Source organism: Pseudomonas sp. VEM90, assembly GCF_054611535.1.
The window spans coordinates 141,809-168,278 of the sequence record NZ_JBTRAR010000008.1; the positions used below are offsets into that span (position 1 = coordinate 141,809).

Annotated in this window: 16 protein-coding genes; 4 read left to right on the forward strand and 12 right to left on the reverse strand. The window is 64.0% G+C overall.

All coding sequences use genetic code 11. The annotated features are described in order from the left end of the window. Window positions 1-2: 2 nt before the first annotated feature. The 9 genes from ccoG to ccoN (ACYCCG_RS10510) form a co-directional block, all read right to left on the reverse strand. Window positions 3-1,418 carry a cytochrome c oxidase accessory protein CcoG gene (ccoG, locus tag ACYCCG_RS10470; RefSeq protein ID WP_209967281.1) on the reverse strand — a complete coding sequence of 472 codons (1,416 nt, stop codon included), beginning with the start codon at window positions 1,416-1,418 and terminating at the stop codon, window positions 3-5. 291 nt (window positions 1,419-1,709) lie between these two features. After that, window positions 1,710-2,687, reverse strand: coding sequence for a cytochrome-c oxidase, cbb3-type subunit III (gene ccoP / locus ACYCCG_RS10475; RefSeq protein ID WP_176685181.1), 978 nt, complete (start codon window positions 2,685-2,687; stop codon window positions 1,710-1,712). Beyond that, a complete protein-coding gene (locus ACYCCG_RS10480; RefSeq protein WP_003254287.1) occupies window positions 2,684-2,875 on the reverse strand; it encodes a CcoQ/FixQ family Cbb3-type cytochrome c oxidase assembly chaperone in 192 nt (63 codons plus the stop codon). The genes ccoP (ACYCCG_RS10475) and ACYCCG_RS10480 overlap by 4 nt, the downstream gene beginning before the upstream one ends. Window positions 2,876-2,880: 5 nt before the next feature. After that, window positions 2,881-3,489, reverse strand: coding sequence for a cytochrome-c oxidase, cbb3-type subunit II (gene ccoO / locus ACYCCG_RS10485; protein ID WP_003254286.1), 609 nt, complete (start codon window positions 3,487-3,489; stop codon window positions 2,881-2,883). After that, on the reverse strand, window positions 3,489-4,931 hold the full coding sequence (ccoN, locus tag ACYCCG_RS10490; RefSeq protein ID WP_003254284.1) for a cytochrome-c oxidase, cbb3-type subunit I: 1,443 nt from the start codon (window positions 4,929-4,931) through the stop codon (window positions 3,489-3,491). Before ccoN (ACYCCG_RS10490) ends, ccoO (ACYCCG_RS10485) begins: the two co-directional genes overlap by 1 nt. Before the next feature lie 531 nt (window positions 4,932-5,462). After that, window positions 5,463-6,404, reverse strand: coding sequence for a cytochrome-c oxidase, cbb3-type subunit III (gene ccoP / locus ACYCCG_RS10495; RefSeq protein WP_339536197.1), 942 nt, complete (start codon window positions 6,402-6,404; stop codon window positions 5,463-5,465). Beyond that, window positions 6,401-6,595 (reverse strand): cbb3-type cytochrome oxidase subunit 3, encoded by a 195-nt coding sequence (locus tag ACYCCG_RS10500; RefSeq protein ID WP_021784453.1) that lies wholly within the window; start codon window positions 6,593-6,595, stop codon window positions 6,401-6,403. The genes ccoP (ACYCCG_RS10495) and ACYCCG_RS10500 overlap by 4 nt, the downstream gene beginning before the upstream one ends. A gap of 5 nt (window positions 6,596-6,600) precedes the next feature. Beyond that, window positions 6,601-7,209 carry a cytochrome-c oxidase, cbb3-type subunit II gene (gene ccoO, locus ACYCCG_RS10505; RefSeq protein ID WP_003254281.1) on the reverse strand — a complete coding sequence of 203 codons (609 nt, stop codon included), beginning with the start codon at window positions 7,207-7,209 and terminating at the stop codon, window positions 6,601-6,603. A gap of 13 nt (window positions 7,210-7,222) precedes the next feature. Beyond that, window positions 7,223-8,647 carry a cytochrome-c oxidase, cbb3-type subunit I gene (gene ccoN, locus ACYCCG_RS10510; RefSeq protein ID WP_339443583.1) on the reverse strand — a complete coding sequence of 475 codons (1,425 nt, stop codon included), beginning with the start codon at window positions 8,645-8,647 and terminating at the stop codon, window positions 7,223-7,225. A gap of 50 nt (window positions 8,648-8,697) precedes the next feature. On the opposite strand from ccoN (ACYCCG_RS10510), the gene ACYCCG_RS10515 reads away from it, so the two are divergent. Continuing rightward, the gene (locus ACYCCG_RS10515; protein ID WP_459670320.1) at window positions 8,698-9,390 is read left to right on the forward strand and encodes an alpha/beta family hydrolase; all 693 of its coding nucleotides are present in this window, start codon (window positions 8,698-8,700) and stop codon (window positions 9,388-9,390) included. Between the two features lie 103 nt (window positions 9,391-9,493). On the opposite strand, the gene ppnP is transcribed toward ACYCCG_RS10515, so the two are convergent. Together ppnP and ACYCCG_RS10525 are read right to left on the reverse strand one after the other, a co-directional pair. Next, window positions 9,494-9,778 (reverse strand): pyrimidine/purine nucleoside phosphorylase, encoded by a 285-nt coding sequence (gene ppnP, locus ACYCCG_RS10520; protein ID WP_176685183.1) that lies wholly within the window; start codon window positions 9,776-9,778, stop codon window positions 9,494-9,496. A 74-nt stretch (window positions 9,779-9,852) separates the two neighbouring features. Then, window positions 9,853-10,404, reverse strand: coding sequence for a 3'-5' exonuclease (locus tag ACYCCG_RS10525; protein WP_176685184.1), 552 nt, complete (start codon window positions 10,402-10,404; stop codon window positions 9,853-9,855). A gap of 171 nt (window positions 10,405-10,575) precedes the next feature. On the opposite strand from ACYCCG_RS10525, the gene ACYCCG_RS10530 reads away from it, so the two are divergent. Further along, a complete protein-coding gene (locus ACYCCG_RS10530) occupies window positions 10,576-11,376 on the forward strand; it encodes a substrate-binding periplasmic protein (protein WP_209967279.1) in 801 nt (266 codons plus the stop codon). Window positions 11,377-11,439: 63 nt separating this feature from the next. Continuing rightward, a complete protein-coding gene (locus tag ACYCCG_RS10535) occupies window positions 11,440-12,453 on the forward strand; it encodes a GNAT family N-acetyltransferase (protein WP_459670324.1) in 1,014 nt (337 codons plus the stop codon). Window positions 12,454-12,679: 226 nt separating this feature from the next. On the opposite strand, the gene ACYCCG_RS10540 is transcribed toward ACYCCG_RS10535, so the two are convergent. After that, complete coding sequence (locus ACYCCG_RS10540) at window positions 12,680-13,210, reverse strand: RNA polymerase factor sigma-70 (RefSeq protein WP_010954997.1); 531 nt, start codon at window positions 13,208-13,210, stop codon at window positions 12,680-12,682. Window positions 13,211-13,515: 305 nt separating this feature from the next. On the opposite strand from ACYCCG_RS10540, the gene ACYCCG_RS10545 reads away from it, so the two are divergent. After that, window positions 13,516-26,469 carry a non-ribosomal peptide synthetase gene (locus tag ACYCCG_RS10545; RefSeq protein ID WP_459670325.1) on the forward strand — a complete coding sequence of 4,318 codons (12,954 nt, stop codon included), beginning with the start codon at window positions 13,516-13,518 and terminating at the stop codon, window positions 26,467-26,469. Window position 26,470 lies beyond the last annotated feature (1 nt).

A 26,470-nucleotide genomic window follows, 5' to 3' on the forward strand; every position in this document is an offset into this window, starting at 1 on the left:
TCTTAGCGGATCTGTGGGCCGATGAAACGGCTCTTGGCTTCAACCTGGGCGTCACTGTCGTCGGCGCTCTTGAGGATGAAGGTGATTTCGTTGGTGGTTGATGGCAGTTTCTCGGGGGCGACCGACAGCTGCACGGGAAGGCTGACGATATCACCGGCTGCCACGCGGATTTCGCGTTGGCCTTCGAGCTTGAGGTCCGGCAGGCCGGCGGCGTCCAGCACGTAGACGTGATCGCGCTGGTCCTTGTTCATCACCTTCAGGCTATACACGTTCTCGATCCGCCCCTGGGCGTTTTCGCGGTACAGCACGCGGTCTTTGCTGACGTCGAAGCCGACCAGCGAACGGGTAGCGAAGGCCGTCGCCAGCCCGACCATCATCACCAGCAGTACCACGGCATAGCCGATCAGGCGCGGGCGCAGCATGTGGGTCTTCTGCCCGGACAGGTTGTGTTCGGTGGTGTAGCTGATCAGCCCTTTGGGGTAGTTCATCTTGTCCATGATGCTGTCGCAGGCATCAATACAGGCGGCGCAGCCGATGCACTCGATCTGCAGGCCGTCACGGATATCGATGCCGGTAGGGCAGACCTGCACGCACATGGTGCAGTCGATGCAGTCACCCAAGCCTTGGGCCTTGTAGTCAGCGTCTTTTTTTCGCGGCCCGCGGGTTTCGCCGCGGCGTGGGTCGTAGGACACGATCAGCGTGTCCTTGTCGAACATCACGCTCTGGAAGCGTGCATAGGGGCACATGTACACGCACACCTGTTCGCGCAGCCAGCCGGCGTTGCCGTAAGTGGCGAGGGTGAAGAAACCGACCCAGAAGTAGGCCCAGCCATCGGCCTGGCCCGTGAAGAATTCGATTGCCAGTTCACGGATCGGCGAGAAGTAGCCGACAAAGGTCATGCCGGTGACAAAGCCGATCAGCAGCCACAGGCTGTGCTTGGCGAATTTGCGCAGGAACTTGTTGCCGCTCATGGGGGCTTTGTCGAGCTTCATGCGCTGGTTGCGGTCACCCTCGGTGACCTTTTCGCACCACATGAAAATCCAGGTCCACACGCTTTGCGGGCAGGTGTAGCCGCACCACACCCGGCCGGCGAACACCGTGATGAAGAACAGGCCGAAGGCGGCGACGATGAGAATGCCCGAGAGCAGGATGAAGTCTTGCGGCCAGATGGTGGCGCCGAAGATGTAGAACTTGCGCTCGGGCAGGTTCCACCACACGGCCTGGTGACCGCCCCAGTTCAGCCACACGGTGCCGAAGTACAGCAGGAACAGTGCGGCACCACCGACCATGCGCAGGCGACGGAACAGGCCGGTGAAGGCGCGAGTGTAGATTTTTTCGCGGGAGGCATAGAGGTCGACGGAATCCTTCCCTTTGTTGGCGGGCGGGGTTACATCATGTACCGGAATTTGCTTGCTCATCATCAAGTCCCACGGCAGTGGAGAAACGCCGCGGCCAGTGCGTGCGGGCCGCAGTCTCGCGCAATCTGCTAGCGCTCTGCGGACCATGATACGCCGCTGATGGCAGTATGGGTTCGCACTGCGACCTTTAGTCGCGTTGGGTTCGTGGTATGAAACGTGTTATGGCGGGTGTCAATTGATCCAGGTCACTTGCCTGCGAGAAATGCTGTGCCAGTACCGGCCTCTTCGCGGGTAAACCCGCTCCTACAAGGATCCTGTGTAGGAGCGGGTTTACCCGCGAAGAGGCCTGCCTTACTCAGCCTTGGCCGGTTCAGCCTGGTGCGACAGGCTGTAAACATAAGCCGCCAGCAAGTGCACCTTGTCGTTGCCCTGCAGCTGTTCCTGGGCCGGCATCTGCCCCTGGCGACCATAACGAATGGTCTGCTGCAATTGGGCAAAGCTCGAACCGTAGATGAACGCCTGCGGGTGGGTCAGGTTCGGTGCGCCCATGGCGGGCGTACCTTTGCCTTCCGGCCCGTGGCAGGCCACGCAGTTGGCAGCAAAGATCTTCTGCCCGTTCTCGACATCGGCTTTCGCGCCCTCAGGCAGTGTGCGGCCATCGAGTTTGCTGACCACGAATGCAGCCACATCGGCCACGCCCTGGTCACCGATCACTTCGGCCCAGGCCGGCATCACGCCATGGCGACCACCCATGATGCTGGTCTTGATGGTTTCCGGCTCGCCACCCCAGCGCCAGTCATTGTCGGTGAGGTTGGGGAAGCCGAAGGCGCCCTTGGCGTCGGAACCGTGGCACACCGAGCAGTTGGAGGCGAACAGCCGCGCGCCCATTTTCAATGCCTGTGGGTCCTTGGCCACCTCCTCGATGGGCATGGCTGCGAACTTGGCGAAAATCGGCCCGAAGCGGGCGTCGGCCTTGGCCATTTCCTTTTCCCACTCGTGCACGCCGGTCCAGCCCGGCTGGCCGTTGGAAAACTCGGTCCGCTTGTCGTTATCCAGGTATGAATAGCCCGGCAGGACGCCTTTCCAGTTGCCCAGGCCCGGGTACAGCACCAGATAGCCGAGGGCGAAGATGATGGTGCCGACGAACAGCCAGAACCACCATTGCGGCAGCGGGTTGTCGTATTCCTCGATGCCATCGAAGGCATGCCCGACGGTTTCGTCGGTAACCTCTTCGCGCTGGCCCTTGCGGGTCGACAGCAGCAGCCAGGTCAACGAGAAGATGGTGCCCAGGGTCAGGACGGTAACGTACAGACTCCAGAAGGTTGTCATTGTTGTTTGCTCCCAGAAGCTTTTGCTTGCTCGACGTGCCGAGTGGCCTCGGGGTCATCCGCGAAGGGCAGTTGGGTCGCTTCGTCGAAGTCCTTTTTACGCCGTGGGTTGAATACCCACAGTGCCAGGCCCACGAAGGCCACCATCACCACGACGGTGCCCAGGCCGCGAATCATCCCGATATCCATCAGCGTCACCGTTTGCTCTTGATGATGGTGCCAAGACCCTGCAGGTACGCGACGATGGCGTCCATTTCGGTCTTGCCCTTGACCGCGTCACGTGCGCCGGCAATGTCGGCGTCGGTGTACGGGGTGCCGAGTGTGCGCAGCACTTCCATCTTCTTCGCGGTGTCTTTGCCGTCGAGCTTGTTCTCGACCAGCCACGGGTAGGAAGGCATCTTCGATTCCGGTACCACGTTGCGCGGGTTGTACAGGTGCGCACGGTGCCAGTCGTCGGAGTAGCGGCCACCGACGCGGGCCAGGTCCGGCCCGGTACGCTTGGAGCCCCACAGGAACGGATGGTCCCACACGCTCTCGCCGGCTACCGAATAATGGCCGTAACGCTCGGTTTCGGCACGGAACGGGCGGATCATCTGCGAGTGGCAGCCCACGCAGCCTTCGCGGATGTAGATATCACGGCCTTCCAGCTCCAGCGCGGTGCGCGGCTTCATGCCCTCGACCGGCTTGTTGGTGACGTCCTGGAAAAACAGCGGGACGATCTGGGTCAGGCCACCGACGCTCACGGCGATGACCATGAAGAAGGCCAGCAGGCCTATGTTCTTCTCGACGGCTTCATGCTTCATCAGTGCGCTCCCACAACGACGATCTTGGCGGCCTCTTCAGCCTGTGCCGGGTTGGCGGCACGTACGGTACGGAACACGTTGTAGGCCATCAGCAGCATGCCGCTGGCGAAGAACGCACCGCCCAGGGCGCGGACGATGTAGCCGGGGTGGCTGGCCTGCAGGGCTTCGACGAAGGAGTAGGTGAGGGTACCGTCATCGTTGATGGCGCGCCACATCAGGCCCTGGGTGATGCCGTTGACCCACATCGAGGCGATATACAGCACGGTGCCGATGGTGGCCAGCCAGAAGTGCGCATTGATCAGGCCGATGCTGTGCATCTGCTCGCGGCCGTAGAGTTTCGGGATCATGTGGTACACGGCGCCGATCGAAATCATTGCCACCCAGCCGAGGGCGCCGGCGTGGACGTGGCCGATGGTCCAGTCGGTGTAGTGCGACAGTGAGTTCACGGTTTTGATGGCCATCATCGGGCCTTCGAAGGTGGACATGCCGTAGAACGCCAGCGACACCACCAGGAAGCGCAGGATCGGGTCGGTGCGCAGTTTGTGCCAGGCGCCCGACAGGGTCATCATGCCGTTGATCATGCCGCCCCAGCTTGGCGCCAGCAGGATGATCGACATTACCATGCCCAGCGACTGCGCCCAGTCAGGCAGGGCGGTGTAGTGCAGGTGATGCGGGCCGGCCCAGATGTACAGGGTGATCAGTGCCCAGAAGTGCACGATCGACAAGCGATACGAGTAGATCGGTCGCTCGGCCTGCTTGGGCACGAAGTAGTACATCATCCCCAGGAAACCGGTGGTGAGGAAGAAGCCCACGGCGTTGTGGCCGTACCACCACTGGATCATCGCGTCGGTGGCGCCGGAGTAGGCCGAGTAGGACTTGAACAGGCTCACCGGCAGCGAGATGTGGTTGACGATGTGCAACATCGCAGTCACCACGATGAAGGCGCCGTAGAACCAGTTGCCGACATAGATGTGCTTGGTCTTGCGCTTGACGATGGTGCCGAAGAACACCAGGCCGTAGGTTACCCAGACAATGGCCAGCAGGATCGCCAGCGGCCACTCGAGCTCGGCGTATTCCTTGGTGGTGGTGTAGCCCATCGGCAGGGTGATCAGCGCACCGACGATCACGGCTTGCCAACCCCAGAAGGTGAAGGCGGCCATGCTGTCGGAGATCAGCCGGGTCTGGCAGGTGCGCTGCACCACGTAGTAGCTGGTGCCGAACAGCGCACAGCCCCCGAAGGCGAAGATCACCAGGTTGGTGTGCAGCGGGCGCAGGCGGCCGAAGCTGGTCCAGGGAAGGTCCAGGTTCAGCTGCGGCCACACCAGCTGCGAGGCGATGAAGACGCCGAGGCCCATGCCAAGGATCCCCCAGACCACCGTCATGATGGCGAACTGGCGGACGACCTTATAGTTATAAGCAGTCGGACTGATTGCTGTGCTCATTCTAAGGTTCCACGGTTTTGATGTTCTTGTTGGTCGAAAAATCGGCGCCAGTATTGATAACCGGCAAGGTTACCGCAACGCAACTTTGGTACGCCGACCCGTGTCCAGACCCGTTCACTGATGTCCCGCAGGGATCGGGCCTGGGCGATTGTACACAAATAAATATTTGTAATGTGTACCGTTTTTCATCTTTTTCTGATCGATCGGTCAAGCTTTTTCTGGGGCGGCGACAGGCCATGCGCCGCGTCTGCTCCGGTCCTTTCGGAGAGAAGCCCACTGAGGCAACAAGCTTAGTTGTGTTCGGTGGGGGTGCAAGGGAAGGGGACTGAGGCTGGTAGTGGGGCGGGGGAGTGCAAGGCTTGAGGGTTATGTGGGGCGGGGGGTGTAAGGTTTGGGGGTTGTGATGGGGCGGGGGTGTAAGGTTTGAGTGTTGTGGTGGGGCAGAGATCGAGCGCCGCGCGGGCGGCGCTCGATCTCACAGGCGGCGAATGCCTTTCGGCGAACTCACTTGGTAAATCCCTTTCGGCGAACTCATTTGGCCGTCACAGTCTCAGCCGAACCATCCTGCGACAGGCTATACACGTAAGCCGCCAGCAGGTGCACCTTGTCATTCCCTTGGATCTCGGCCTGCGCCGGCATCTGCCCCTGGCGGCCATAACGAATGGTCTGCTGCAACTGGACAAAGCTCGAGCCGTAGATGAACGCCTGCGGGTGGGTCAGGTTCGGCGCGCCCATGGCGGGCGTACCTTTGCCTTCCGGCCCGTGGCAGGCCACGCAGTTGGCAGCAAAGATCTTCTGCCCGTTCTCGACATCGGCTTTCGCGCCCTCAGGCAGTGTGCGGCCATCGAGTTTGCTGACCACGAATGCAGCCACATCGGCCACTCCCTGGTCACCAATCACTTCGGCCCAGGCCGGCATCACGCCATGGCGACCACCCATGATGCTGGTCTTGATGGTTTCCGGATCGCCGCCCCAGCGCCAGTCATTGTCGGTGAGGTTGGGGAAGCCGAAAGCGCCCTTGGCGTCGGAGCCGTGGCACACCGAGCAGTTGGAGGCAAACAGGCGGCTGCCCATTTTCAGCGCCTGCGGGTCCTTCGCCACTTCTTCTACGGGCATGGCGGCGTATTTGGCGAAGATCGGACCGAACCTGGCATCGGCCTTGTCCATTTCCTTCTGCCATTCGTTGGCACCGGTCCAGCCATTTTCATAGCCCGGCAGGATGCCTTTCCAGTTGCCCAGGCCCGGATAGAGGATCAGGTAGCCGACCGAGAACACCAAGGTGCCAACAAACAGCCAGAACCACCACTTGGGCAGCGGGTTGTCGTACTCCTCGATGCCGTCGAAGCTGTGCCCCATGGTCTCGTCAGTGGTGTTGTTGCTCTGGCCCTTGCGCGTGGCGAGCAGCAGCCAGGTCAGGCCAATCAGGCTACCGATGGTCAGTACGCTGATGTACGTACTCCAGAAGGTGGTCATTGCCCGTTACTCCTTTTTGCAGCAGGTTCCTGCCCGGCAGGGGGCAGGCGGTCGTCGACGAAGGGCAGCAGGCGCGCTTCGGCGAAATCACGGTCGCGGCGGCGGTTGAAGACCCACAGGGTGAGGCCGATGAAGGCAATCATCACCACCAGGGTGCCCAGCCCGCGGATCATGCCGATGTCCATTTCCATCGCACTCACCTCTTGTTCTTAATCGCAGTGCCGAGCACTTGCAGGTAGGCGACCAGTGCATCCATCTCGGTCTTGCCCTTGACTGCTTCACGGGCGCCGGCGATGTCGTCGTCGGTGTACGGCACGCCCAGGGTGCGCAGGGTGCGCATCTTGACGTCGGTGTGGCTGTTGTCGACCTGCTGGGCAACCAGCCACGGGTAGGACGGCATCTTCGACTCCGGCACCACGTTGCGCGGGTTGTACAGGTGCGCACGGTGCCAGTCGTCCGAGTAGCGGCCACCGACCCGGGCCAGGTCCGGCCCGGTGCGCTTGGAGCCCCACAGGAACGGGTGGTCCCACACGCTTTCACCGGCCACCGAGTAGTGGCCGTAACGCTCGGTTTCGGCGCGGAACGGGCGGATCATCTGCGAGTGGCAGCCTACGCAACCTTCGCGGATGTAGACATCGCGACCTTCCAGTTGCAGCGCGGTATAGGGCTTCATGCCCTCCACCGGTTTGTTGGTGACGTCCTGGAAGAACAGCGGGACGATCTGGGTCAGGCCGCCGATGCTGACGGCAAATACCATCAGCAGGGCCATCAGGCCGACGTTTTTCTCGATGACTTCATGTTTCATCAGGCGTTTCTCCTCAAGCCAACTGGGCGTTCGCAGGGGCGACGTCAAGCGCTGGCGAACGCACGGTGCGCCAGGTGTTCCAGGCCATCAGGAGCATGCCGCTGAGGAAGATCGCGCCGCCGACGAAGCGCACGACGAAGCCTGGGTGGCTGGCCACCAGGGTTTCCACGAACGAGTAGGTGAGCGTGCCGTCGCTGTTGACCGCGCGCCACATCAGGCCCTGGGCGATGCCGTTGACCCACATCGAAGCGATGTACAGTACGGTACCAATGGTGGCCAGCCAGAAGTGCGCATTGATCAGGCCGAGGCTGTACATGCGTTCTTTGCCGAACACTTTGGGGATGGTGTGGTACAGCGCGCCGATCGAAATCATCGCTACCCAGCCGAGGGCGCCGGCGTGGACGTGGCCGATGGTCCAGTCGGTGTAGTGGGACAGGGCGTTGACCGTCTTGATGGCCATCATCGGGCCTTCGAAGGTGGACATGCCGTAGAACGCCAGCGACACCACCAGGAAGCGCAGGATCGGGTCGCTGCGCAATTTGTGCCAGGCGCCCGACAGGGTCATCATGCCGTTGATCATGCCGCCCCAGCTAGGTGCCAGCAGGATCAGCGACATCACCATGCCCAGCGACTGCGCCCAGTCGGGCAGGGCGGTGTAGTGCAGGTGGTGCGGGCCGGCCCAGATGTACAGGGTAATCAGTGCCCAGAAGTGCACGATCGACAAGCGATACGAATACACCGGCCGTTCGGCCTGCTTGGGCACGTAGTAGTACATCATCCCCAGGAAGCCTGCGGTCAGGAAGAAGCCCACCGCGTTATGGCCGTACCACCACTGCACCATGGCATCGGTGGCGCCTGCGTAGACCGAGTAGGATTTGGTCAGGCTGACCGGCAGCTCCAGGTTGTTGACGATGTGCAGCAGTGCCACGGTCAGGATGAAGGCGCCGAAGAACCAGTTGCCGACGTAGATGTGTTTGGTGTTGCGCTTCATCAGCGTGCCGAAGAACACGATGGCGTAGCCCACCCAGACGATGGTGATCAGAATGTCGATCGGCCATTCCAGTTCGGCGTATTCCTTGGAGCTGGTGTAGCCCAGCGGCAGGCTGATGGCCGCCAGCAGGATAACCAGTTGCCAGCCCCAGAACGTGAACGCGGCCAGGCCCGGTGCGAACAGGGTGGTCTGGCAGGTGCGTTGCACCGAATAATAGGAGGTGGCGAACAGTGCGCAGCCGCCGAACGCGAAGATCACCGCATTGGTATGCAGGGGGCGCAGGCGGCCGAAGCTGGTCCAGGGGAGGTCGAAGTTGAGGGACGGCCAGGCGAGCTGGGCGGCGATGAAGACGCCGAGCCCCATCCCGACGATTCCCCACACCACCGTCATGATGGCGAATTGGCGGACCACCTTGTAGTTATAGGCGGTACTGCTGGTTGTGTTCATGTATGGGTTCCCATCCACGGTTATTTGGCAGGCTTTACAGCGAGGCAAGCATGATTAATGGGCAAAGTGCCGGTATTGACGGGGATCAATGGGCGAAGGTCGCAAATGTCCCAGGCTTGCGCTGCGATCCTCCGCGGGTTGAAGGTAAAGAGGGCTACAAGGGGTGCCTGATCCTGGCCCATGGCGCGGGCGCGCCGATGGACAGCGGGTTCATGGACGAAATGGCGCAAAGGCTTGCGGCTCTTGGGGTAGCGGTAGTGCGCTTCGAGTTCCCGTACATGGCCGAGCGCAGGGTTACCGGTGGCAAGCGGCCGCCGAACCCGCAGAAGGTGTTGCTTGAATGCTGGCGCGAGGTGTACCGGCAAGTGCGACCTTTGGTCGCGGGCAAGCTGGCCGTGGGTGGCAAGTCCATGGGCGGGCGCATGGCGAGCCTGCTGGCCGACGAACTGGGCGCGGATGCGCTGGTGTGCCTGGGCTATCCGTTCTACGCGGTGGGTAAACCCGAGAAGCCACGGGTAGAGCACCTGTCCGAGTTGAAGACACCGACGTTGATCGTGCAGGGCGAGCGGGATGCGCTGGGTAACCGCGAGGCGGTGGCGGGGTATGCGTTGTCGCCGGCGATCGAGGTGAGCTGGCTAGCGGCGGGGGACCATGACCTGAAGCCGTTGAAGGCTTCGGGGTTCAGCCATGAGCAGCACTTGCAGGCGGCGGCTGAACGCATTGCTGATTTTCTGAAGGATTAGTGCTGGATTCTTCGCGGGTAAACCCGCTCCTACAAGGACCGCACAACATCGAAGCACCTGTAGGAGCGGGTTCACCCGCGAAGAGGCCGGCACAGGCCGACGCTTAGTCGCGGTACTCGCACAGGTAGGCAGTATCCACCGCCACTTTCAGCTGGAACTTGCTGTCGGCGGCAACATTGAACTTGTCGCCTGCCTTGAACGTTTCCCAGTTGTCGCTACCCGGCAGTTTCACGGTCAGCGCGCCCGATACCACATGCATGATCTCGCGCTTGGCAGTGCCGAATTCGTATTCGCCCGGAGCCATGACGCCGACGGTGGCCGGGCCTTCTTCGCCCGAGAATGCGATCGACTTGACGGCGCCGTTGAAGTACTCGTTGACCTGGAACATGGGCGACTCCTGAAAAGAGGTGGTGAAAAAGGGCTCGCCAGTATGCCCAAGCCCACAGGCCTCGTCATCTGCTTTCAGGGGCTGTTGGCGGGCAGGCTCAACGGTAATAGCCGCGCCGTGTTGCGCGCATCTTCCAGGGCCCTGTGCTGTTGCCCGCAAAAGTGCATGCCGGCCAGTTGCAGGGCGCCGTTCAGGCCGGTGGGGCGCTGCAGGTGGCGGGCCTTGGCAAAGCGTTGCTTGAGATTAATGTGCGGCAATGTGCGCAGCAGGCTGTCGAGGCCGTGCTGCTGCCACTCCTGGTGCAGTTGCTGGCGGTCGTAGTCGCCCCAGCTGACCCAGGCCTGAAGCTGCCCGCGGTGGTGCCCCAGCCAGCGCTCGAAGCTTGCCCACACCTCGCGAAACGGCGCGGCGTTGTCCACGTCGGCCTGGCTGATGTGGGTCAGTTCGCGGCAGAACGGGGTCAACTGCGGACGCCGCCGTGGCTTTACAAAACGCTGGAAATGGTCGACCTCGCGGCCTTCGCGGGTAACCAGGCTTGCGCCGATTTCAATGACTTCCATCTCTGTGACTGGCCACCCACCATCGTCGGTGGTGGCTTCCAGGTCGATCACCAACCAATGGCCCATACCAGGCTCCCTTGCAGATCCTGCTAGAGCGTAGCCAATGTCTGGGCATACGGCATCCTATGGCATTTTGCCGCCTGCTTTGGCACAAAGAGCAGGCACCGGTAGTTGTGCCGCCCCCGGAAAACGCCTAGCTTAAGCAGATACCGGCATAAACCGTGATGAGTGTCCGTCTTGACTCCAGCGCCCGGCCTCAAGGCCTTGTCCACCCTGATGCTGCTGGCCGTGTTCTGGTTGGCGGCACCCGTACGGGCGGGTGAAGCGGTCGAAGTGAAGATTGGCGCGGCCCATTTCCCGCCTTACACGGTGCGCCCCGAGCAAGGCGCCGATACCGGTTTGCTGCCGCAGTTGGTCGATGCACTCAACCGGGCGCAGCAGCACTATCACTTCGTTCTGGTGCCTACGTCTATCCAGCGGCGCTTCGGTGACTTCCAGCAGGGCCGCACCGACATGGCAATTTTCGAGAATCCACAATGGGGCTGGGAGCAGATTGCCCATCAGGCCGTGGACATGGGCCTGGAAGATGCCGAAGTGTTCGTCGCCCGCAAGGCAAATGGCAATGATCCACACTACTTCGATGACCTGCGCGGCAAACGCCTGGCATTGTTCAACGGCTACCACTACGCGTTCGCCAGTTTCAACGCTGAGCCGGGCTACCTGCGCAAGACATACAACGCGACCCTGACCTATTCCCACGACAGCAACCTGCTGATGGTGCAGGCCGGCCGCGCCGATATCGCCCTGGTCACGCGCTCCTACCTCAGCGATTTTCTGGCACGCAACCCGGCGAGCAGGGCGCAACTGGTGCCTTCGCAACGCATTGACCAGGTCTATCACCACTACGCCTTGCTGCGTCCGGGGGCGCCGATCGGCGAGCAGTCGTTCGCGGCGCTGCTGCGCGCCCTGCGCGACAGTGGCGAACTGGCGCGCATCTTCGAGCCGTACCGTATCACGGTGGCTGCACCGCAAGACTAAATTCCCGTGTTGCGGCAACGTTCCCTGCAGTGTGCCTTTTCTTCATTCTCGTGAGTCAAGCCCATGCCGTACGATGCCGCTTCGCAGCCACAGTCACCGCCACGCTGGCGTAGCCTCAGTGCCGAGGAGGGCGACAGCTGGCTAAGCCTGGCCCTTGAAGGCCGCCCCCTGATCCAGTTGCGCCTGGAGCCTGGCGCTTCTCTGCACGTTCACCTTGAGCGCTTTTGCCCCGAGCGCCCCTACCAAGCCTTGTGGGCCGCCTGCTATTGGTTGCTGGCGCGCGATTCCGCCTGCCAGCGCCTGACCTGGCACCTGCCCGAAGTGCAGCCGCAGGCGTTGGCCAGTGGCCTGCTGCTGGCCGGTGAACAGCCTGGCCAGTACCTGTGCGAGCGCGCACTGTTCTGGCAGCTACCGCAGCCTTGGCTGGGCGAGTCGGTCGCCGGGGTCTATCCGCAGCAGATGCAGATCAGCGACGGCAAGCGCCACCCGCGCCGGGCACCCAAGCCGCGGGGCGAAGTGTACCGACGCTTCGATGCGCGCTTGGGCAGTTGGGTATCGCTGCGTACCCTGGAGATCGAGCATGACCTGGAACGTTTCAACCGCTGGCAGAACAACCCTCGTGTGGAGGCGTTCTGGCAGGAGGGGGGCACGCTGGCGCAGCACCGCGAATACTTGGGCAAGCTCGAAGCCGACCCGCATACGTTGACGTTGATCGGTTGTTTCGATGACGAGCCGTTTGCCTACTTCGAGGCGTACTGGGCCAAGGAGGACCGCATTGCCCCCTTCTACCCGACCGATGACTACGACCGCGGTATCCATATGCTGGTGGGAGAGGAGAGCCACCGAGGGCCGCACAAGGTGGCCAGTTGGCTATCGGCGTTGGTGCACTACCTGTTCCTGGATGACCCGCGCACCCAGCGGGTGGTGGCCGAGCCGCGCGCCGACAACGGCAAGATGATTGGCTACATGCACGACCAATGTTTCCATTGCGACAAAGAGTTCGACTTTCCACACAAGCGGGCGGCGTTGATGATTCTGGGGCGGGAGCGGTTTTTCGATCGTTGCAAGCTGACGTAGGGGCTAGTGTGGTGTTTCACAAATAACGACCATAACTCGCGGCGCTTTTTGCACTCATGCGGCGTTGTCGCTCCTCGCCGTAGCTGGGCTGCGACTCGTCGCGACACCTTGCCTGAACGCAAAAATCGCTCGCGAGTTATTGGCCGTATTTGCAAAACACCACACTAGCGCTGCAAGCAAAAGCAGAGCGATCCAGGTTCGCTCTCGCTTTTGCTTGCAGCTATCTTCAGGCCTGCCGACTGGCCGTCTTGCGGCAATGCACCAGCGCATCGCGGATCATGAAGTTGACCAAGGTCGGCGATACGCCCAGTTCCTTGGCAATGTCCTTCTGCGGCACGCCATTAAGGCGGTACATCTCGAAAGCATAGCGGGTGCGTGGCGGCAGTTCGTTCAAGGCCTCCGCGATGTCATTCAGCGCGGCGCGGTTGATGTGGGTGGCTTCGGGCGAGGCGTTCTGCACCACCACGTTCATGCCTTCCTCCTCGCTACCGGAGTACTTCAGCTCCATTGCCTGCTTGCGATAGTGGTCGATCGCCAGGTTGCGCACGATCTGGAACAGGTAGCTCAGCTGGGCCTTGAACGATGAGGTGATCTGCGGGGCGGTGCTGAGCCGGAAAAAGGCATCCTGTACCACGTCCTCAGCGCGCGAACGGCAGCCTGTGATGCGGGCGGCGATCTTGACCAGGATGCTGCGGTTGTCGACGAAGGCCTGCAGTAATGGTGAATCGCACTTACTTGTGGATAGTTGTTCCGCCATGGAAATCACCTTGTCACAGAGGGAGAGGAGGCGCCCAAGGTTGGGAAGCTTCCTACGACGTGCGACAAGCTATTCAAGATGATAATAATTGTCAAATGCGAAATGTAATTAATATCGACCTGTTTCAGTTCTAAGGCGCGGTTGGCTTTGGGGATATGCCTTATCAACCCTTGAAGCCTAATCTCCCCCGCTAATTTCTCTCCCCGCCCATCCGTTCCCCTGTGTACATCCCCGGTCGCATACGTTGCCCGCCCATGTTGGTGGAGCAGCTGTCGGACCTAACCAGACACTGGCAGGAACACCCCATGACGGACGCCTTCGAACTCCCGCACACGCTGGTCCAGGCCCTGGCGCAACGCGCCTCGCAGACCCCGGACAGCATTGCCTTGCGCTTTCTGGCCGACGCGCCCGGTGAGCAGGCCGTGCTGAGCTACCGGGACCTCGACCAGCGCGCGCGCACCATCGCCGCCGCCTTGCAGGCTCGTGCCCGCTTCGGCGATCGTGCAGTGCTGTTGTTTCCCAGCGGGCCGGACTATGTGGCGGCGTTCTTCGGCTGTCTGTATGCCGGGGTCATCGCGGTGCCGGCTTACCCACCGGAGTCGGCGCGCCAGCACCACCAGGAGCGTTTGCTGTCGATCATCGACGACGCCGAGCCGCGCCTGCTGCTGACCGTGGCGGCGCTGCACGACAGCCTGCAGGGCCTGGAAGCCCTGGCGGCGGACAATGCCCCCCAACTGCTGGCAGTGGATGGCTTGGACCCGGCCCTGGCGGCGAACTGGCGTGAGCCCGTACTCAAGGGCGATGACATCGCCTTCCTGCAGTACACCTCCGGTTCCACTGCGCTGCCCAAGGGCGTGCAGGTCAGTCATGGCAACCTGGTGGCCAACGAGCAACTGATCCGCCAAGGCTTTGGCATCGACCTCAACCCCGACGACGTGATCGTCAGCTGGCTGCCGCTTTATCACGATATGGGTCTGATCGGCGGCCTGCTGCAGCCGATTTTCAGTGGCGTGCCCTGCGTGCTGATGTCGCCGGGCTACTTCCTGGCCCGGCCGCTGCGCTGGTTGCAGGCCATCAGCGACTACGGTGGCACCATCAGCGGCGGGCCCGACTTCGCCTACCGCTTGTGCAGCGAACGGGTGAGCGAGGCTTCGCAGGCCGGGCTCGACCTGAGCCGCTGGCGCGTGGCCTATTCCGGTTCCGAGCCTATCCGCCAGGACAGCCTGGCCACCTTCGCCGACAAGTTCCAGGCCTGCGGCTTCGATCCGCAGAGTTTCTTCGCCAGTTATGGCCTGGCCGAAGCCACCCTGTTCGTCAGCGGCAGCCGTCGTGGCCAAGGTATCGCCGCGCTGGAGCTGGACGCCGCAGCCTTCGCTGCCAACCGTGCCGAGCCGGGCAAGGGCAGTGTGCTGATGAGCTGCGGCTACCCACAGCCGGGGCATGCCGTACGTATCGTCGAACCACAACGCCTGCAAGTGCTGGATGACAACCAGGTTGGCGAGATCTGGGCCGGCGGCCCGAGTATCGCATTGGGTTACTGGCGCAACCCCGAAGCCAGCGCTCGCACCTTTGTCGAAATGGACGGCCAGACCTGGCTGCGCACCGGCGATCTGGGCTTCATGCGTGACGGCGAGGTATTCGTCACCGGGCGTCTGAAGGACATGCTGATCGTGCGTGGGCAAAACCTGTACCCACAAGACCTGGAAAAAAACCTCGAGCGCGAAGTTCAGGTGCTGCGTAAAGGCCGGGTGGCGGTGTTCGCCGTCGAGCACCAAGGCGAGGAGGGCATCGGTGTCGCGGTGGAGATCAGCCGCAACGTGCAAAAGGCAATCAAGCCCCAGGACCTGATCAAGACCCTGCGCCAGGTCGTCGCCGACGCCTGCCGACAGGCCCCCGCCGTGGTCCTGCTGCTGAACCCCGGTGCGCTGCCGAAGACCTCCAGCGGCAAGTTGCAGCGCTCTGCCTGCCGCCTGCGCATGGACGATGGCAGCCTGGACTGCTATGCCCGTTTCCCTGAGGCAAGCGAAGCCGGTGCCGGTGCAACCGCTGGTGATGAGCTGCAAGCACGCATCGGCGCTGTGTGGCGCGACATCCTCGAGGTAGAGGCGGTGGCCGCGGACGACCACTTCCTGTTGCTGGGCGGTAACTCCATCGCCGCCACCCAGGCCACAGCGCGCCTGGCCGATGAGTTGGGTATCGACCTGAGCCTGCGCACGCTGTTCGAGGCGCCGGTACTGGCCGACTACAGCAAGGCCGTGGCACAGATCATCGCCGATGGCGCCGCAGGCACCGTGGCCATCACCACGCTGGAGCGCGCCCAGGCGTTGCCCCAGTCGCTGGCGCAGAACCGCTTGTGGCTGCTGTGGCTGCTGGAGCCGCAATCAGCGGCCTACAACATTCCCGCCGGCTTGCACCTGCGCGGCGAGCTGGATGTCGACGCCCTAAAAGCGGCCTTCCAGGCGCTGGTGGCACGCCATGAATCGTTGCGTACCGTGTTCAGCGAAGAGAATGGCCAGGCGCTGCAGCGTATCCTGCCGCAACAGCCGTTCAGCCTGCATTGCCTGGACCTTGGGGGGCACTCGCCCGAGCAGGTTGCCGCGCAGCGTGAAACCGAGGCCTGCCAGCCGTTCGACCTCACCCAGGGCCCGTTGCTGCGGGTGACCCTGGCGCGGCTGGGCGATGAAGATCATCAACTGTGGGTGACTCTGCACCACATCGTCGCTGACGGCTGGTCGCTGAACATCCTGCTCGATGAGTTCGCCAAACTGTATGCCGCCCACTGCCAGGGCCTGCAGGCCAGCCTGGCACCGCTGACCCTGGGCTACGCCGACTATGGCACCTGGCAGCGGCAATGGCTGGCCGAAGGCGAAGCCGAGCGGCAGCTGCAGTATTGGCAGGCGCGCCTGGGCGATGAACTGCCGGTGCTCGACCTGTGTACCGATCATCCACGTGCCAGCCAGCGCGACCATCGCGCCGCCCGTTTCAGCCTAAAGGTGCCGGCCAGGCTTACCGAAGCGCTCAAGGGCCTGGCCCGCGAGCAGCACGCCAGCCTGTTCATGGTCCTGCTGGCAGGTTGGCAGGCGCTGCTGCACCGCTACAGCGGCCAGGCCGATATCCGCGTCGGTGTGCCCAACGCCAACCGCCCGCGACTGGAAGCCCAGGGCCTGGTCGGCTTCTTCATCAACACCCAGGTGTTGCGCGCGCAGCTCGATGGCCGCCTGCCGTTCGCGCAGTTGCTGGCCCAGGTCCGTCAGGCCACCCTGGAAGCCCAGGCCAACCAGGACCTGCCATTCGAGCAGTTGGTCGAAGCCTTGCCAGAGGCCCGAGAGCAAGGCCTGTTCCAGGTCATGTTCAACCACCAGCAACGCGACCTGTCAGCCCTGCGGCGTCTGCCGGGGCTGTTGGCCGAAGAGCTGGCGTGGCACAGCCGCGAAGCCAAGTTCGACTTGCAGTTGCACAGTGAGGAGGACCATCTGGGCCGCCTGAGCCTGGCCTTCGACTATGCCGCGGAGCTGTTCGAAGCCAGCACCGTCGAACGTCTGGCCCATCACCTGCTGGCGCTGCTGGAACAGGTGTGTGCCGCGCCGCAGCAGGCGCTGGGCGACGTGCAATTGCTGGATGAGCCCGGCCGTGCGCAACTGCTGGGTTGGGGCCAGGCACCGGCCGCCGCAGCGCAGCACCTGTTGGTCGAGCAACTCAATGAGCAGGCACGCCTGACGCCGCAGCGCACCGCCCTGATTTGGGACGGGGGCAGCCTGGATTACGCCGGGTTGCACCAGCAAGCCAACCGCCTGGCCCACTACCTGCGTGACAAAGGCGTCGGCCCCGATACCTGTGTGGCCATTGCCATCGAGCGCTCGCCGCAATTGCTGGTCGGCCTGCTAGCCATTCTCAAGGCTGGCGGTGCCTACGTGCCGCTGGATGTCGATTACCCGGCCGAACGGCTGGCCTACATGCTGGCCGACTGCGACGCCCGTTTGCTACTGAGCCACAGCAGCCTGCTGGGCAAGCTGCCGCAGGTCGACGGTGTCAGTGCCATTGCCCTCGACCAGTTGCACCTGGACAGCTGGCCCAGCCACGCTCCCGGTCTGCACCTGCACGGTGACAACCTGGCCTACGTGATTTACACCTCCGGCTCGACCGGCCAACCCAAGGGCGTGGGCAACACTCACGCGGCCCTGGCCGATCGCCTGCAGTGGATGCAGGCCACCTATGCGTTGGATGACAGCGACGTGCTGATGCAGAAGGCACCGATCAGCTTCGACGTATCGGTGTGGGAATGCTTTTGGCCGCTGGTCACCGGCTGCAAGCTGGTGCTCGCCGGCCCTGGTGAACACCGCGACCCGCAGCGTATCGCTGCCATGGTCCAGGCCCATGGGGTGACCACGCTGCACTTCGTGCCGCCGCTGTTGCAGGTGTTCGTCCAGGAGCCGCAGGCGGGTGCCTGCACCAGCCTGCGCCGGGTGTTCTCGGGTGGCGAAGCGTTGTCCGCCACGCTACGAGACCGCGTGCTGCAAGTGCTGCCGCAGGTGCAGCTGCACAACCGTTACGGCCCGACCGAAACCGCCATCAACGTCACCCACTGGCACTGCCAGGCAGCGGACGGCGAGCGCTCGCCCATCGGCCGGCCGCTGGGCAATGTGCTGTGCCGCGTGCTGGACGATGAGCTGGAACTGACTATCCCCGGGGTGCCGGGCGAGCTGTACCTCGGTGGCGCGGGGTTGGCCCGTGGTTACCTGGGCCGCCCCGGCCTCACTGCCGAGCGCTTCGTACCCCAGGCCGACGGTAATGGTCAGCGTCTGTACCGCAGTGGCGATGGTGCCCGTTGGCAGGTGCAGATGGAGGCACTGGAATACCTTGGCCGCCTCGACCAGCAGGTAAAGGTGCGTGGCTTCCGCGTCGAACCCGAGGAAGTCCAGGCCTGCCTGCTGGCGCAGGCGGGTGTCGAACAGGCGCTGGTATTGATTCACAAGGATGCTGTCGGCGCGCAACTGGTGGGCTACTACTGTGGCAGCGCCCAGCCCGCCGAGCTGTTGGCAGTGCTGGCTGCCCAGTTGCCAGCGTACATGGTGCCGGCACAGCTCATCCCGCTGGCACAGATGCCGCTGGGCCCCAGCGGCAAGGTCGACCGCAAGGCGCTGCCGGCTCCGGTGTGGCAGCAGCGTGTGCATGTCGAACCACAAACCGAGTTGCAGCAACAGGTCGCTGCGATCTGGCGTGAAGTGCTGAACCTGCCGCGCATCGGCCTGCAGGACGACTTCTTCGCCCTGGGTGGCCACTCGCTGTTGGCCACCCAGATTGTCTCGCGCAGCCGCCAGGCCTGCGATGTCGAGCTGCCGCTCAAGACCCTGTTCGAAGCCAGCGAACTGGGCGCCTTCTGTGCCGAGATCGCGCGCTTGCGCGCGGTCGGCGAGCGCAACCTGCAAGGCGAAATCGCCCGCGTCGACCGCCGCCAGGCCGTACCGCTGTCGTACTCGCAGCAGCGCATGTGGTTCCTCTGGCAAATGGAGCCTGACAGCCCGGCGTACAACGTCGGCGGCATGGCACGCCTGCGCGGCACCCTGCACGTGGACGCCTTCGAGCGTGCGCTGCAGGCGCTGATCGTGCGTCACGAAACCTTGCGCACCACGTTCCCCAGCATCGACGGCGTGCCGTACCAGTGCGTGGCCGAAGACAGCGGTCTGCATCTGGACTGGCAAGACTTCAGCGCTTTGTCAGACGATGCCCGCCAGCAACGTTTGCAACAACTGGCCGACGACCAGGCGCACCAGCCCTTCGACCTGGAGCGGGGGCCGCTGCTGCGCGCCTGTCTGGTCAAGGCCGACGAGCGCGAGCACTGCTTCGTGCTGACGCTGCACCACATCGTCACCGAAGGCTGGGCCATGGACATCTTCGCCCGCGAATTGGGCGAGCTGTACGAGGCCTTCGTCGATGACCGCGAGTCGCCGCTGCCGCCGCTGCCGGTGCAGTACCTGGACTACAGCGTGTGGCAACGGCAATGGCTGGAAAGCGGCGAGGGCGCGCGCCAGTTGGCCTACTGGAAGGCTCGCCTGGGCGATGAACACCCGGTATTGGCCTTGCCCGCCGACCGCCCGCGGCCGGCTGTGCAAAGCCACCGTGGCGAGCTGTACCGCTTCGACCTCGGCCCGGCCCTGGTCGCCCGCGTGCATGCCTTCAACAGCCAGCGCGGCCTGACCCTGTTCATGACCATGACCGCCACCCTGGCCGCCTTGCTGCACCGCTACAGTGGCCAGCGCGACCTGCGTATCGGCGCGCCGGTGGCCAACCGCATCCGTCCGGAAAGCGAAGGGCTGATCGGCGCCTTCCTCAACACCCAGGTGCTGCGCTGCGAGCTGGACGGCCAGATGACCGCCGCTCAGTTGTTGGAGCAGATGCGTCAGGCCGCCATCGAAGGCCAGTCACACCAGGACCTGCCGTTCGACCAGTTGGTGGAGGCCTTGCAGCCGCCGCGCAGCAGCGCCTACAACCCACTGTTCCAGGTGATGTGCAACGTGCAGCGCTGGGCCTTCCAGCAAAGCCGCCAGCTTGCCGGCGTGCAGGTGGATTACCTGGTCAATGACGCCAGCGCCACCAAGTTCGACCTGTACCTGGAGGTGACCGACCTCGACGGTCGCCTGGGTTGCTGCCTGACCTACAGCCGTGACCTGTTCGACGAGCCGCGCATCGCGCGCATGGCCGAGCATTGGCAGCAACTGCTGGTCGGCCTGCTGGACAACCCGCAACAGCGCCTGTGCGAACTGCCGATGCTGAGCAGCGCCGAGCAGCAGGTGCTGGTGGGCCAGTTGCAGGGCGAGCACGATTTCGACCTCGACCAGACCTTGCACGGCCTGTTCGCCGCCCAGGCCGCGCGCGCGCCACAGGCTGGCGCGTTGACCTTTGCCGGCCAGCACATGACCTACGCCGAACTCGACCAACAGGCCAACCGCCTGGCCCGCGCCCTGCGCGAGCGTGGTGTCGGCCCGCAGGTGCGCGTGGGCCTGGCCCTGGAGCGCTCGCTGGAAATGGTCGTCGGCCTGTTGGCCATCCTCAAGGCCGGTGGCGCCTATGTACCGCTCGACCCCGAGTACCCGCTCGACCGCCTGCGCTACATGATCGAAGACAGCCGCATCGGCCTGCTGCTGAGCCAGCGCGCGTTGCTGCAAACCCTCGGCGAGCTGCCCGAAGGCGTGGCGCGCTGGAGCCTGGAAGACGACGCTGCCAGCCTGTCGGCGTACAGCGACGCGCCGCTGGACAACCTCAACCTGCCGCAGCACCAGGCCTACCTGATCTATACCTCCGGCTCCACCGGCAAGCCCAAAGGTGTGGTGGTCAGCCATGGCGAATTCGCCATGCATTGCCAGGCGGTGATCGCCGCGTTCGGCATGCGCAGCGATGACTGCGAACTGCATTTCTATTCGATCAACTTCGATGCCGCCAGCGAGCGCCTGTGGGCGCCGCTGCTGTGTGGCGCCCGTGTGGTGCTGCGTGCCCAAGGGCAGTGGGGCGCCGAGGAAATCTGCCAACTGGTGCGTGAGCAGCAGGTGAGCATCCTCGGTTTCACCCCTAGCTACGGCAGCCAACTGGCCCAGTACCTGGGTGGGCGGGGCGAACAGTTGCCGGTGCGCCTGGTGATCACCGGCGGCGAAGCGCTGACCGGCGAGCACCTGCAACGCATCCGCCAGGCCTTTGCGCCGCAGCAGTGCTTCAATGCCTACGGCCCGACCGAAACCGTGGTCATGCCGCTGGCGTGCCTGGCCCCAGAGGCCTTGCCAGCAGACCTTGGCAGCGTACCGATCGGCCGCGTCATCGGTAGCCGTACGGCCTACATCCTCGACGAGGATCTGGCCTTGTTGCCGCAAGGCGGCATTGGCGAGCTGTATGTCGGCGGCGCCGGCCTGGCCCAGGGTTACCACGACCGGCCAGGCCTCACTGCCGAGCGCTTTGTCGCCGACCCGTTCAGTGCCGAAGGCGGGCGCCTGTACCGTACCGGCGACCTGGTACGCCTGGGTACCGATGGCCTGGTGGAGTATGTCGGCCGTGCCGACCAGCAGGTGAAGATCCGCGGCTTCCGCATCGAGCTGGGCGAAATCGAGAGCCGCCTGCAAGCGCATGCCGATGTCGAAGAAGCCGTGGTGCTGGCCCTTGATCTGCCGGGTGGCAAGCAACTGGTGGGTTACCTGGTGTGCAAGCAGGCCCCTGCCGACAGCGATACGCAAAGCCTGCTGCGCGAAGCGGTGAAGGCCAATGCCCGCCAGCACCTGCCGGACTACATGGTGCCCGCACACTTGGTTCTGCTCGAAAGCCTGCCGTTGATGGGGAACGGCAAGCTCGACCGCCGTGCCTTGCCACTGCCCGACCTGGAGCAGGCGCGCCAGCAGTACCAGGCCCCGGGTAATGAGGTGGAAGCGCAACTGGCGCAGATCTGGCGCGACGTGCTGAACGTTGCCCAGGTCGGGGTGCAGGACAACTTCTTCGAACTGGGCGGCGACTCGATCCTGTCGATTCAGGTGGTCAGCCGCGCCCGGCAGGCCGGCTTGCAATTCACCCCGCGCGACCTGTTCCAGCATCAGACCATCCAGACCCTGGCAGCTGTGGTTCAGCTCAGCGAAGCCGTGAGCACGGTGGAGCAGGGACTGCGCCAGGGCCAGGCCGGGCTGACGCCGATCCAGCACTGGTTCTTCGACAGTGACGTGCCACAGCCGCAACACTGGAACCAGGCCGTGCTGCTGGAGGTGCGCCAACCCTTGGTTGAGGCCACTCTTGCACAGGCATTGGCTGCGCTGGTGCAGCACCATGACAGCCTGCGCCTGCGCTTCAGCGACGCCCAGGGCCGCTGGCAGGCCCAGTACGTGCGGCCTGGCGCCGAGCAACTGCTGTGGAGCGCCACAGTAGCCGATTTCAATGATTGTCAGGCGCTCTACACCGACGTGCAGCGCAGCCTGGACCTGCAACAAGGGCCGCTGCTGCGCGCCTTGCTGGTGCGTGACGGGCAGGGCACCCAGCGGTTGCTGCTGGCGATCCATCACCTGGTGGTCGATGGTGTGTCCTGGCGGGTGCTGCTGGAAGACCTGCAGGCGCTGTACCGTGGCCAGCCTCTGCCGGCCAAGACCCACGTCGTCGGCGACTGGGCCGCGCGCCTGGCCAGCTACGCTGGCAGCGATTCGCTGCGTGACGAACTGACCTGGTGGCAAGGCCAACTGGGTAGCGTGCGCCGCGAACTGCCATGCGATCACCCGCAGGGCAGCAATTTGCACCGCCACGCCCAGACCCTGGCTATCGGCCTGGACGTGGAGCAGACCCGACAACTGTTGCAACAAGCCCCGGCGGCTTACCACACCCAGGTCAACGACCTGCTGTTGACTGCACTGGCGCGGGCCTTGTGCCGCTGGAGCGGCGATGAAGAAGTGCTGGTGCAGCTCGAAGGCCATGGCCGTGACGGGCTGTTCGAAGACATGGACCTGACCCGCAGCGTCGGCTGGTTCACCAATGCCTACCCACTGAGCCTGCGTCCGCTGCCAGGTGAAGACGACGCGGCGCGGGCCGGTTCGATCAAGCGCATCAAGGAACAACTGCGCCATGTGCCGCACAAGGGCCTGGGCTACGGCGTACTGCGCTACCTGGCGGATGCCGCCGGGCGCGAGCAGATGGCGGCCTTGCCGCAGGCGCGCATCACCTTCAACTACCTGGGCCAGTTCGACCAGCAGTTCGACAGTGCGGCCTTGTTCCAGCCCCTGGAGGCACCGGCCGGGTTGGCGCATGACCTCGATGCGCCGTTGCCCAACTGGTTGAGCGTCGATGGCCAGGTGTATGGCGGTGCTCTGCAACTGCGCTGGACCTTCAGCGCCGAGCGCTACGACCAGCAGACCATCGCGGGTCTGGCCGAGGCCTATCGTCAGGAGCTGCTGGCGCTGGTCGCGCATTGCCTGGCCGATGGCAATGGCAGCTTCACCCCATCGGACTTCCCGCTGGCGCACCTGACTCAGGAGCAGATCGACGCATTGCCGGTACCGGCCGCGCAGATCGAGGACGTTTACCCGCTGACGCCGATGCAGGAAGGCATGCTGCTGCACACCCTGCTGGAGCCGGGCACCGGCCTTTACTACATGCAGGACCGCTACCGCATCAACAGCGCGCTAGACCCCGAGCGTTTCGCCCAGGCCTGGCAGGCGGTGGTGGCGCGCCACGAAGCGTTGCGCGCCTCGTTCAGTTGGAACAGCGGCGAGGCGATGCTGCAGATCATCCACAAGCCAGGCAACCTGGCGGTGGACTACCAGGACTGGCGCGGCCTGGCTGAGGATGCCCAGGAGCAGCGCCTGCAGGCTCTGCACAAGCAGGAGCGCGAGGCCGGCTTTGCCCTGCTCAGCGAGGCACCGTTCCACCTGCGCCTGGTGCGCGTGGCCGATGAACGCTACTGGTTCATGATGAGCAACCACCACATCCTTATCGATGCCTGGTGCCGCTCGCTGTTGATGAACGATTTCTTCGAGGTCTACCAGGCCCTTGGCGAAGGCCGTCAGGCCCAACTGCCGGTGCCGCCGCGTTACCGCGATTACATCGGTTGGCTGCAACGCCAGGGCCTGGACGACGCACGCGCCTGGTGGCAGGCCAACCTGGCCGGCTTCGAACGTGCTACAGCCATCCCTAGCGACCGCCCGCTGCGCCATGATCACGCCGGTAGCGGCATGGTCGTCGGCGACTGCTACACCCGCCTGGAGGTGAGTGATGGTGTGCGTCTGCGCGAACTGGCCCAGGCTCATCAGCTCACCGTCAACACCTTCGCCCAGGCGGCCTGGGCCCTGGTGTTGGCGCGTCACAGCGGCGACCGCGATGTGGCCTTTGGCGTGACCGTGGCCGGTCGCCCGGTGAGCATGCCGCAGATGCAACGCACCGTCGGCCTGTTCATCAACAGCGTGGCCCTGCGCGTGCAGTTGCCCATCGCTGGTGAGCGTTGCAGCGTACGCCAGTGGCTGCAGGGCCTGCTGCAAAGCAACATGGAACTGCGCGAGTACGAATACCTGCCGCTGGTGGCGATCCAGGCGTGCAGCGAGTTGCCCAAGGGCCAGCCGCTGTTCGACAGCCTGTTCGTGTTCGAGAATGCGCCGGTTGAAACCGCCGTGCTCGATCACGCCCAGCACCTGAACGCCAGCTCCGACTCGGGCCGTACCCACACCAACTTCCCGCTGACGGCGGTGTGTTACCCGGGTGATGACCTGGGCCTGCACCTGTCGTTCGACCAGCGTTACTTCGACTACCCGACCGTCGAGCGTCTGCTGGCCGAATTCAAGCGCCTGCTGCTGGCGCTGGTACAAGGTTTTGAAGGGACGGTGAGCGAGCTACCGTTGCTGAGCGCCCAAGAGCAAGGCTTCCTGCTGGAGGACTGCAACCGGACCGAGCGGGTTTATCCGCTGGAACAAAGCTACATCGCGCAGTTCGAAGCGCAGGTCGTGGCGCATCCGCAGCGTACCGTGGCCTGCTGCCTGGAGGCGTCCTACGATTACGCCGGGCTGAACCTGGCGGCCAACCGCCTGGGCCATGCGCTGGTGGCTGCCGGGGTCTGCGTGGACCAGCCAGTGGCACTGCTTGCCGAGCGTGGGTTGCCGCTGCTGGGCATGATTGTCGGCAGCTTCAAGGCCGGGGCCGGCTACCTGCCGCTGGACCCGGGCCTGCCGGCGGCGCGCCTGCAAAGCATCATCCAGCTCAGCCGTACGCCAGTGCTGGTGTGCAGCGCGGCCTGCGCCGAGCAGGGGCGGCAGTTGCTCGGTGAGCTGGAGACTGCGCTGCGGCCGCGACTGCTGGTCTGGGAAGACATCCAGGCCAACCCGATCGCAAGCCACAATCCGGGTATCCACAGTGGCCCGGACAACCTCGCCTACGTGATCTACACCTCAGGCTCGACCGGCCTGCCGAAAGGGGTGATGGTCGAGCAGCGTGGCATGCTCAACAACCAGCTGAGCAAGGTGCCGTACCTGGCCCTGAGCGAGCAGGACGTGATTGCCCAGACCGCCTCGCAAAGCTTCGACATCTCGGTCTGGCAGTTCCTGGCTGCGCCGCTGTTCGGCGCCAAGGTAGAGATCGTGCCTAACGCCATCGCCCATGACCCGCAGGGCCTGCTGGCGCATGTGCAAACTACCGGCATCACCGTGCTGGAGAGCGTGCCGTCGCTGATCCAGGGCATGCTGGCCAGCGACCACCAGGCCCTCGACGGCCTGCGCTGGATGCTGCCGACCGGCGAGGCCATGCCACCGGAGCTGGCGGCGCAGTGGCTGCAGCGCTACCCGCAGATCGGCCTGGTCAATGCCTATGGGCCGGCGGAGTGCTCGGATGACGTGGCGTTCTTCCGCGTCGATGCCGCCTCGACCCAAGGCAGCTACCTGCCCATCGGCACGCCAACCGATAACAACCGCCTGTACCTGTTCGGCGAGGACCAGGCACTGGTGCCGCTGGGTGCGGTGGGCGAGTTGTGCGTGGCTGGTACGGGTGTAGGCCGTGGCTACGTCGGTGACCCGGTGCGCACGGCACTGGCGTTCATCCCTCACCCTTACGGGGCGCCGGGCGAACGCCTGTACCGCACTGGCGACCTGGCGCGGCAACGCCCGGACGGTGTGCTGGAGTACGTCGGGCGCATCGACCATCAGGTGAAGATTCGCGGCTATCGCATCGAGCTGGGCGAGATCGAGGCCCGGCTGCATGAGCAGGCGGAAATTCGCGATGCTGCCGTGGCGGTGCAGGAGGGCGTGAACGGCAAGCATCTGGTTGGCTACCTGGTGGCGCACCAGGGCGTCAGTGCCGATGCCGCGTTGCTGGAGCAGGTCAAGCAACGACTGCGTGCCGAGTTGCCGGAGTACATGGTGCCGTTGCATTGGGGCTGGTTCGACAGCTTGCCGCACAACGCCAACGGCAAGCTCGACCGCAAGGCCCTGCCAGCCATCGACATCGGCGGCCAATACAGTCAGGCCTATCAGGCGCCACGCAACGAATTGGAGGGCGTGTTGGCGGGTATCTGGGCCGATGTGCTCAAAGCCGAGCGGGTGGGGGTGCACGACAACTTCTTCGAGCTGGGCGGGCATTCGCTGTTGGCCACGCAGATCGCTTCGCGGGTGCAGAAGCAGCTACAGCTGAACGTGCCGCTGCGGGCGATGTTCGAGTGCAGCACGGTGGAGGCGTTGGCCGAGTATGTACAGGGGCTGCAGGGCAGTGCGCTGGATGATGACAAGGTCGATCGGCTCAGTGACCTGATGGCGGAGCTGGAGGGGCTGTGAT

Bases quoted from the DNA above. Each gene is read 5' to 3' on its own strand.
- ccoG (WP_209967281.1), bottom strand. From the start codon at position 1,418: ATGAGCAAGCAAATTCCGGTACATGATGTAACCCCGCCCGCCAACAAA.
- ccoP (WP_176685181.1), bottom strand. From the start codon at position 2,687: ATGACAACCTTCTGGAGTCTGTACGTTACCGTCCTGACCCTGGGCACC.
- ACYCCG_RS10480 (WP_003254287.1), bottom strand. From the start codon at position 2,875: ATGGATATCGGGATGATTCGCGGCCTGGGCACCGTCGTGGTGATGGTG.
- ccoO (WP_003254286.1), bottom strand. From the start codon at position 3,489: ATGAAGCATGAAGCCGTCGAGAAGAACATAGGCCTGCTGGCCTTCTTC.
- ccoN (WP_003254284.1), bottom strand. From the start codon at position 4,931: ATGAGCACAGCAATCAGTCCGACTGCTTATAACTATAAGGTCGTCCGC.
- ccoP (WP_339536197.1), bottom strand. From the start codon at position 6,404: ATGACCACCTTCTGGAGTACGTACATCAGCGTACTGACCATCGGTAGC.
- ACYCCG_RS10500 (WP_021784453.1), bottom strand. From the start codon at position 6,595: ATGGAAATGGACATCGGCATGATCCGCGGGCTGGGCACCCTGGTGGTG.
- ccoO (WP_003254281.1), bottom strand. From the start codon at position 7,209: ATGAAACATGAAGTCATCGAGAAAAACGTCGGCCTGATGGCCCTGCTG.
- ccoN (WP_339443583.1), bottom strand. From the start codon at position 8,647: ATGAACACAACCAGCAGTACCGCCTATAACTACAAGGTGGTCCGCCAA.
- ACYCCG_RS10515 (WP_459670320.1), top strand. From the start codon at position 8,698: ATGATTAATGGGCAAAGTGCCGGTATTGACGGGGATCAATGGGCGAAG.
- ppnP (WP_176685183.1), bottom strand. From the start codon at position 9,778: ATGTTCCAGGTCAACGAGTACTTCAACGGCGCCGTCAAGTCGATCGCA.
- ACYCCG_RS10525 (WP_176685184.1), bottom strand. From the start codon at position 10,404: ATGGGCCATTGGTTGGTGATCGACCTGGAAGCCACCACCGACGATGGT.
- ACYCCG_RS10535 (WP_459670324.1), top strand. From the start codon at position 11,440: ATGCCGTACGATGCCGCTTCGCAGCCACAGTCACCGCCACGCTGGCGT.
- ACYCCG_RS10540 (WP_010954997.1), bottom strand. From the start codon at position 13,210: ATGGCGGAACAACTATCCACAAGTAAGTGCGATTCACCATTACTGCAG.
- ACYCCG_RS10545 (WP_459670325.1), top strand. From the start codon at position 13,516: ATGACGGACGCCTTCGAACTCCCGCACACGCTGGTCCAGGCCCTGGCG.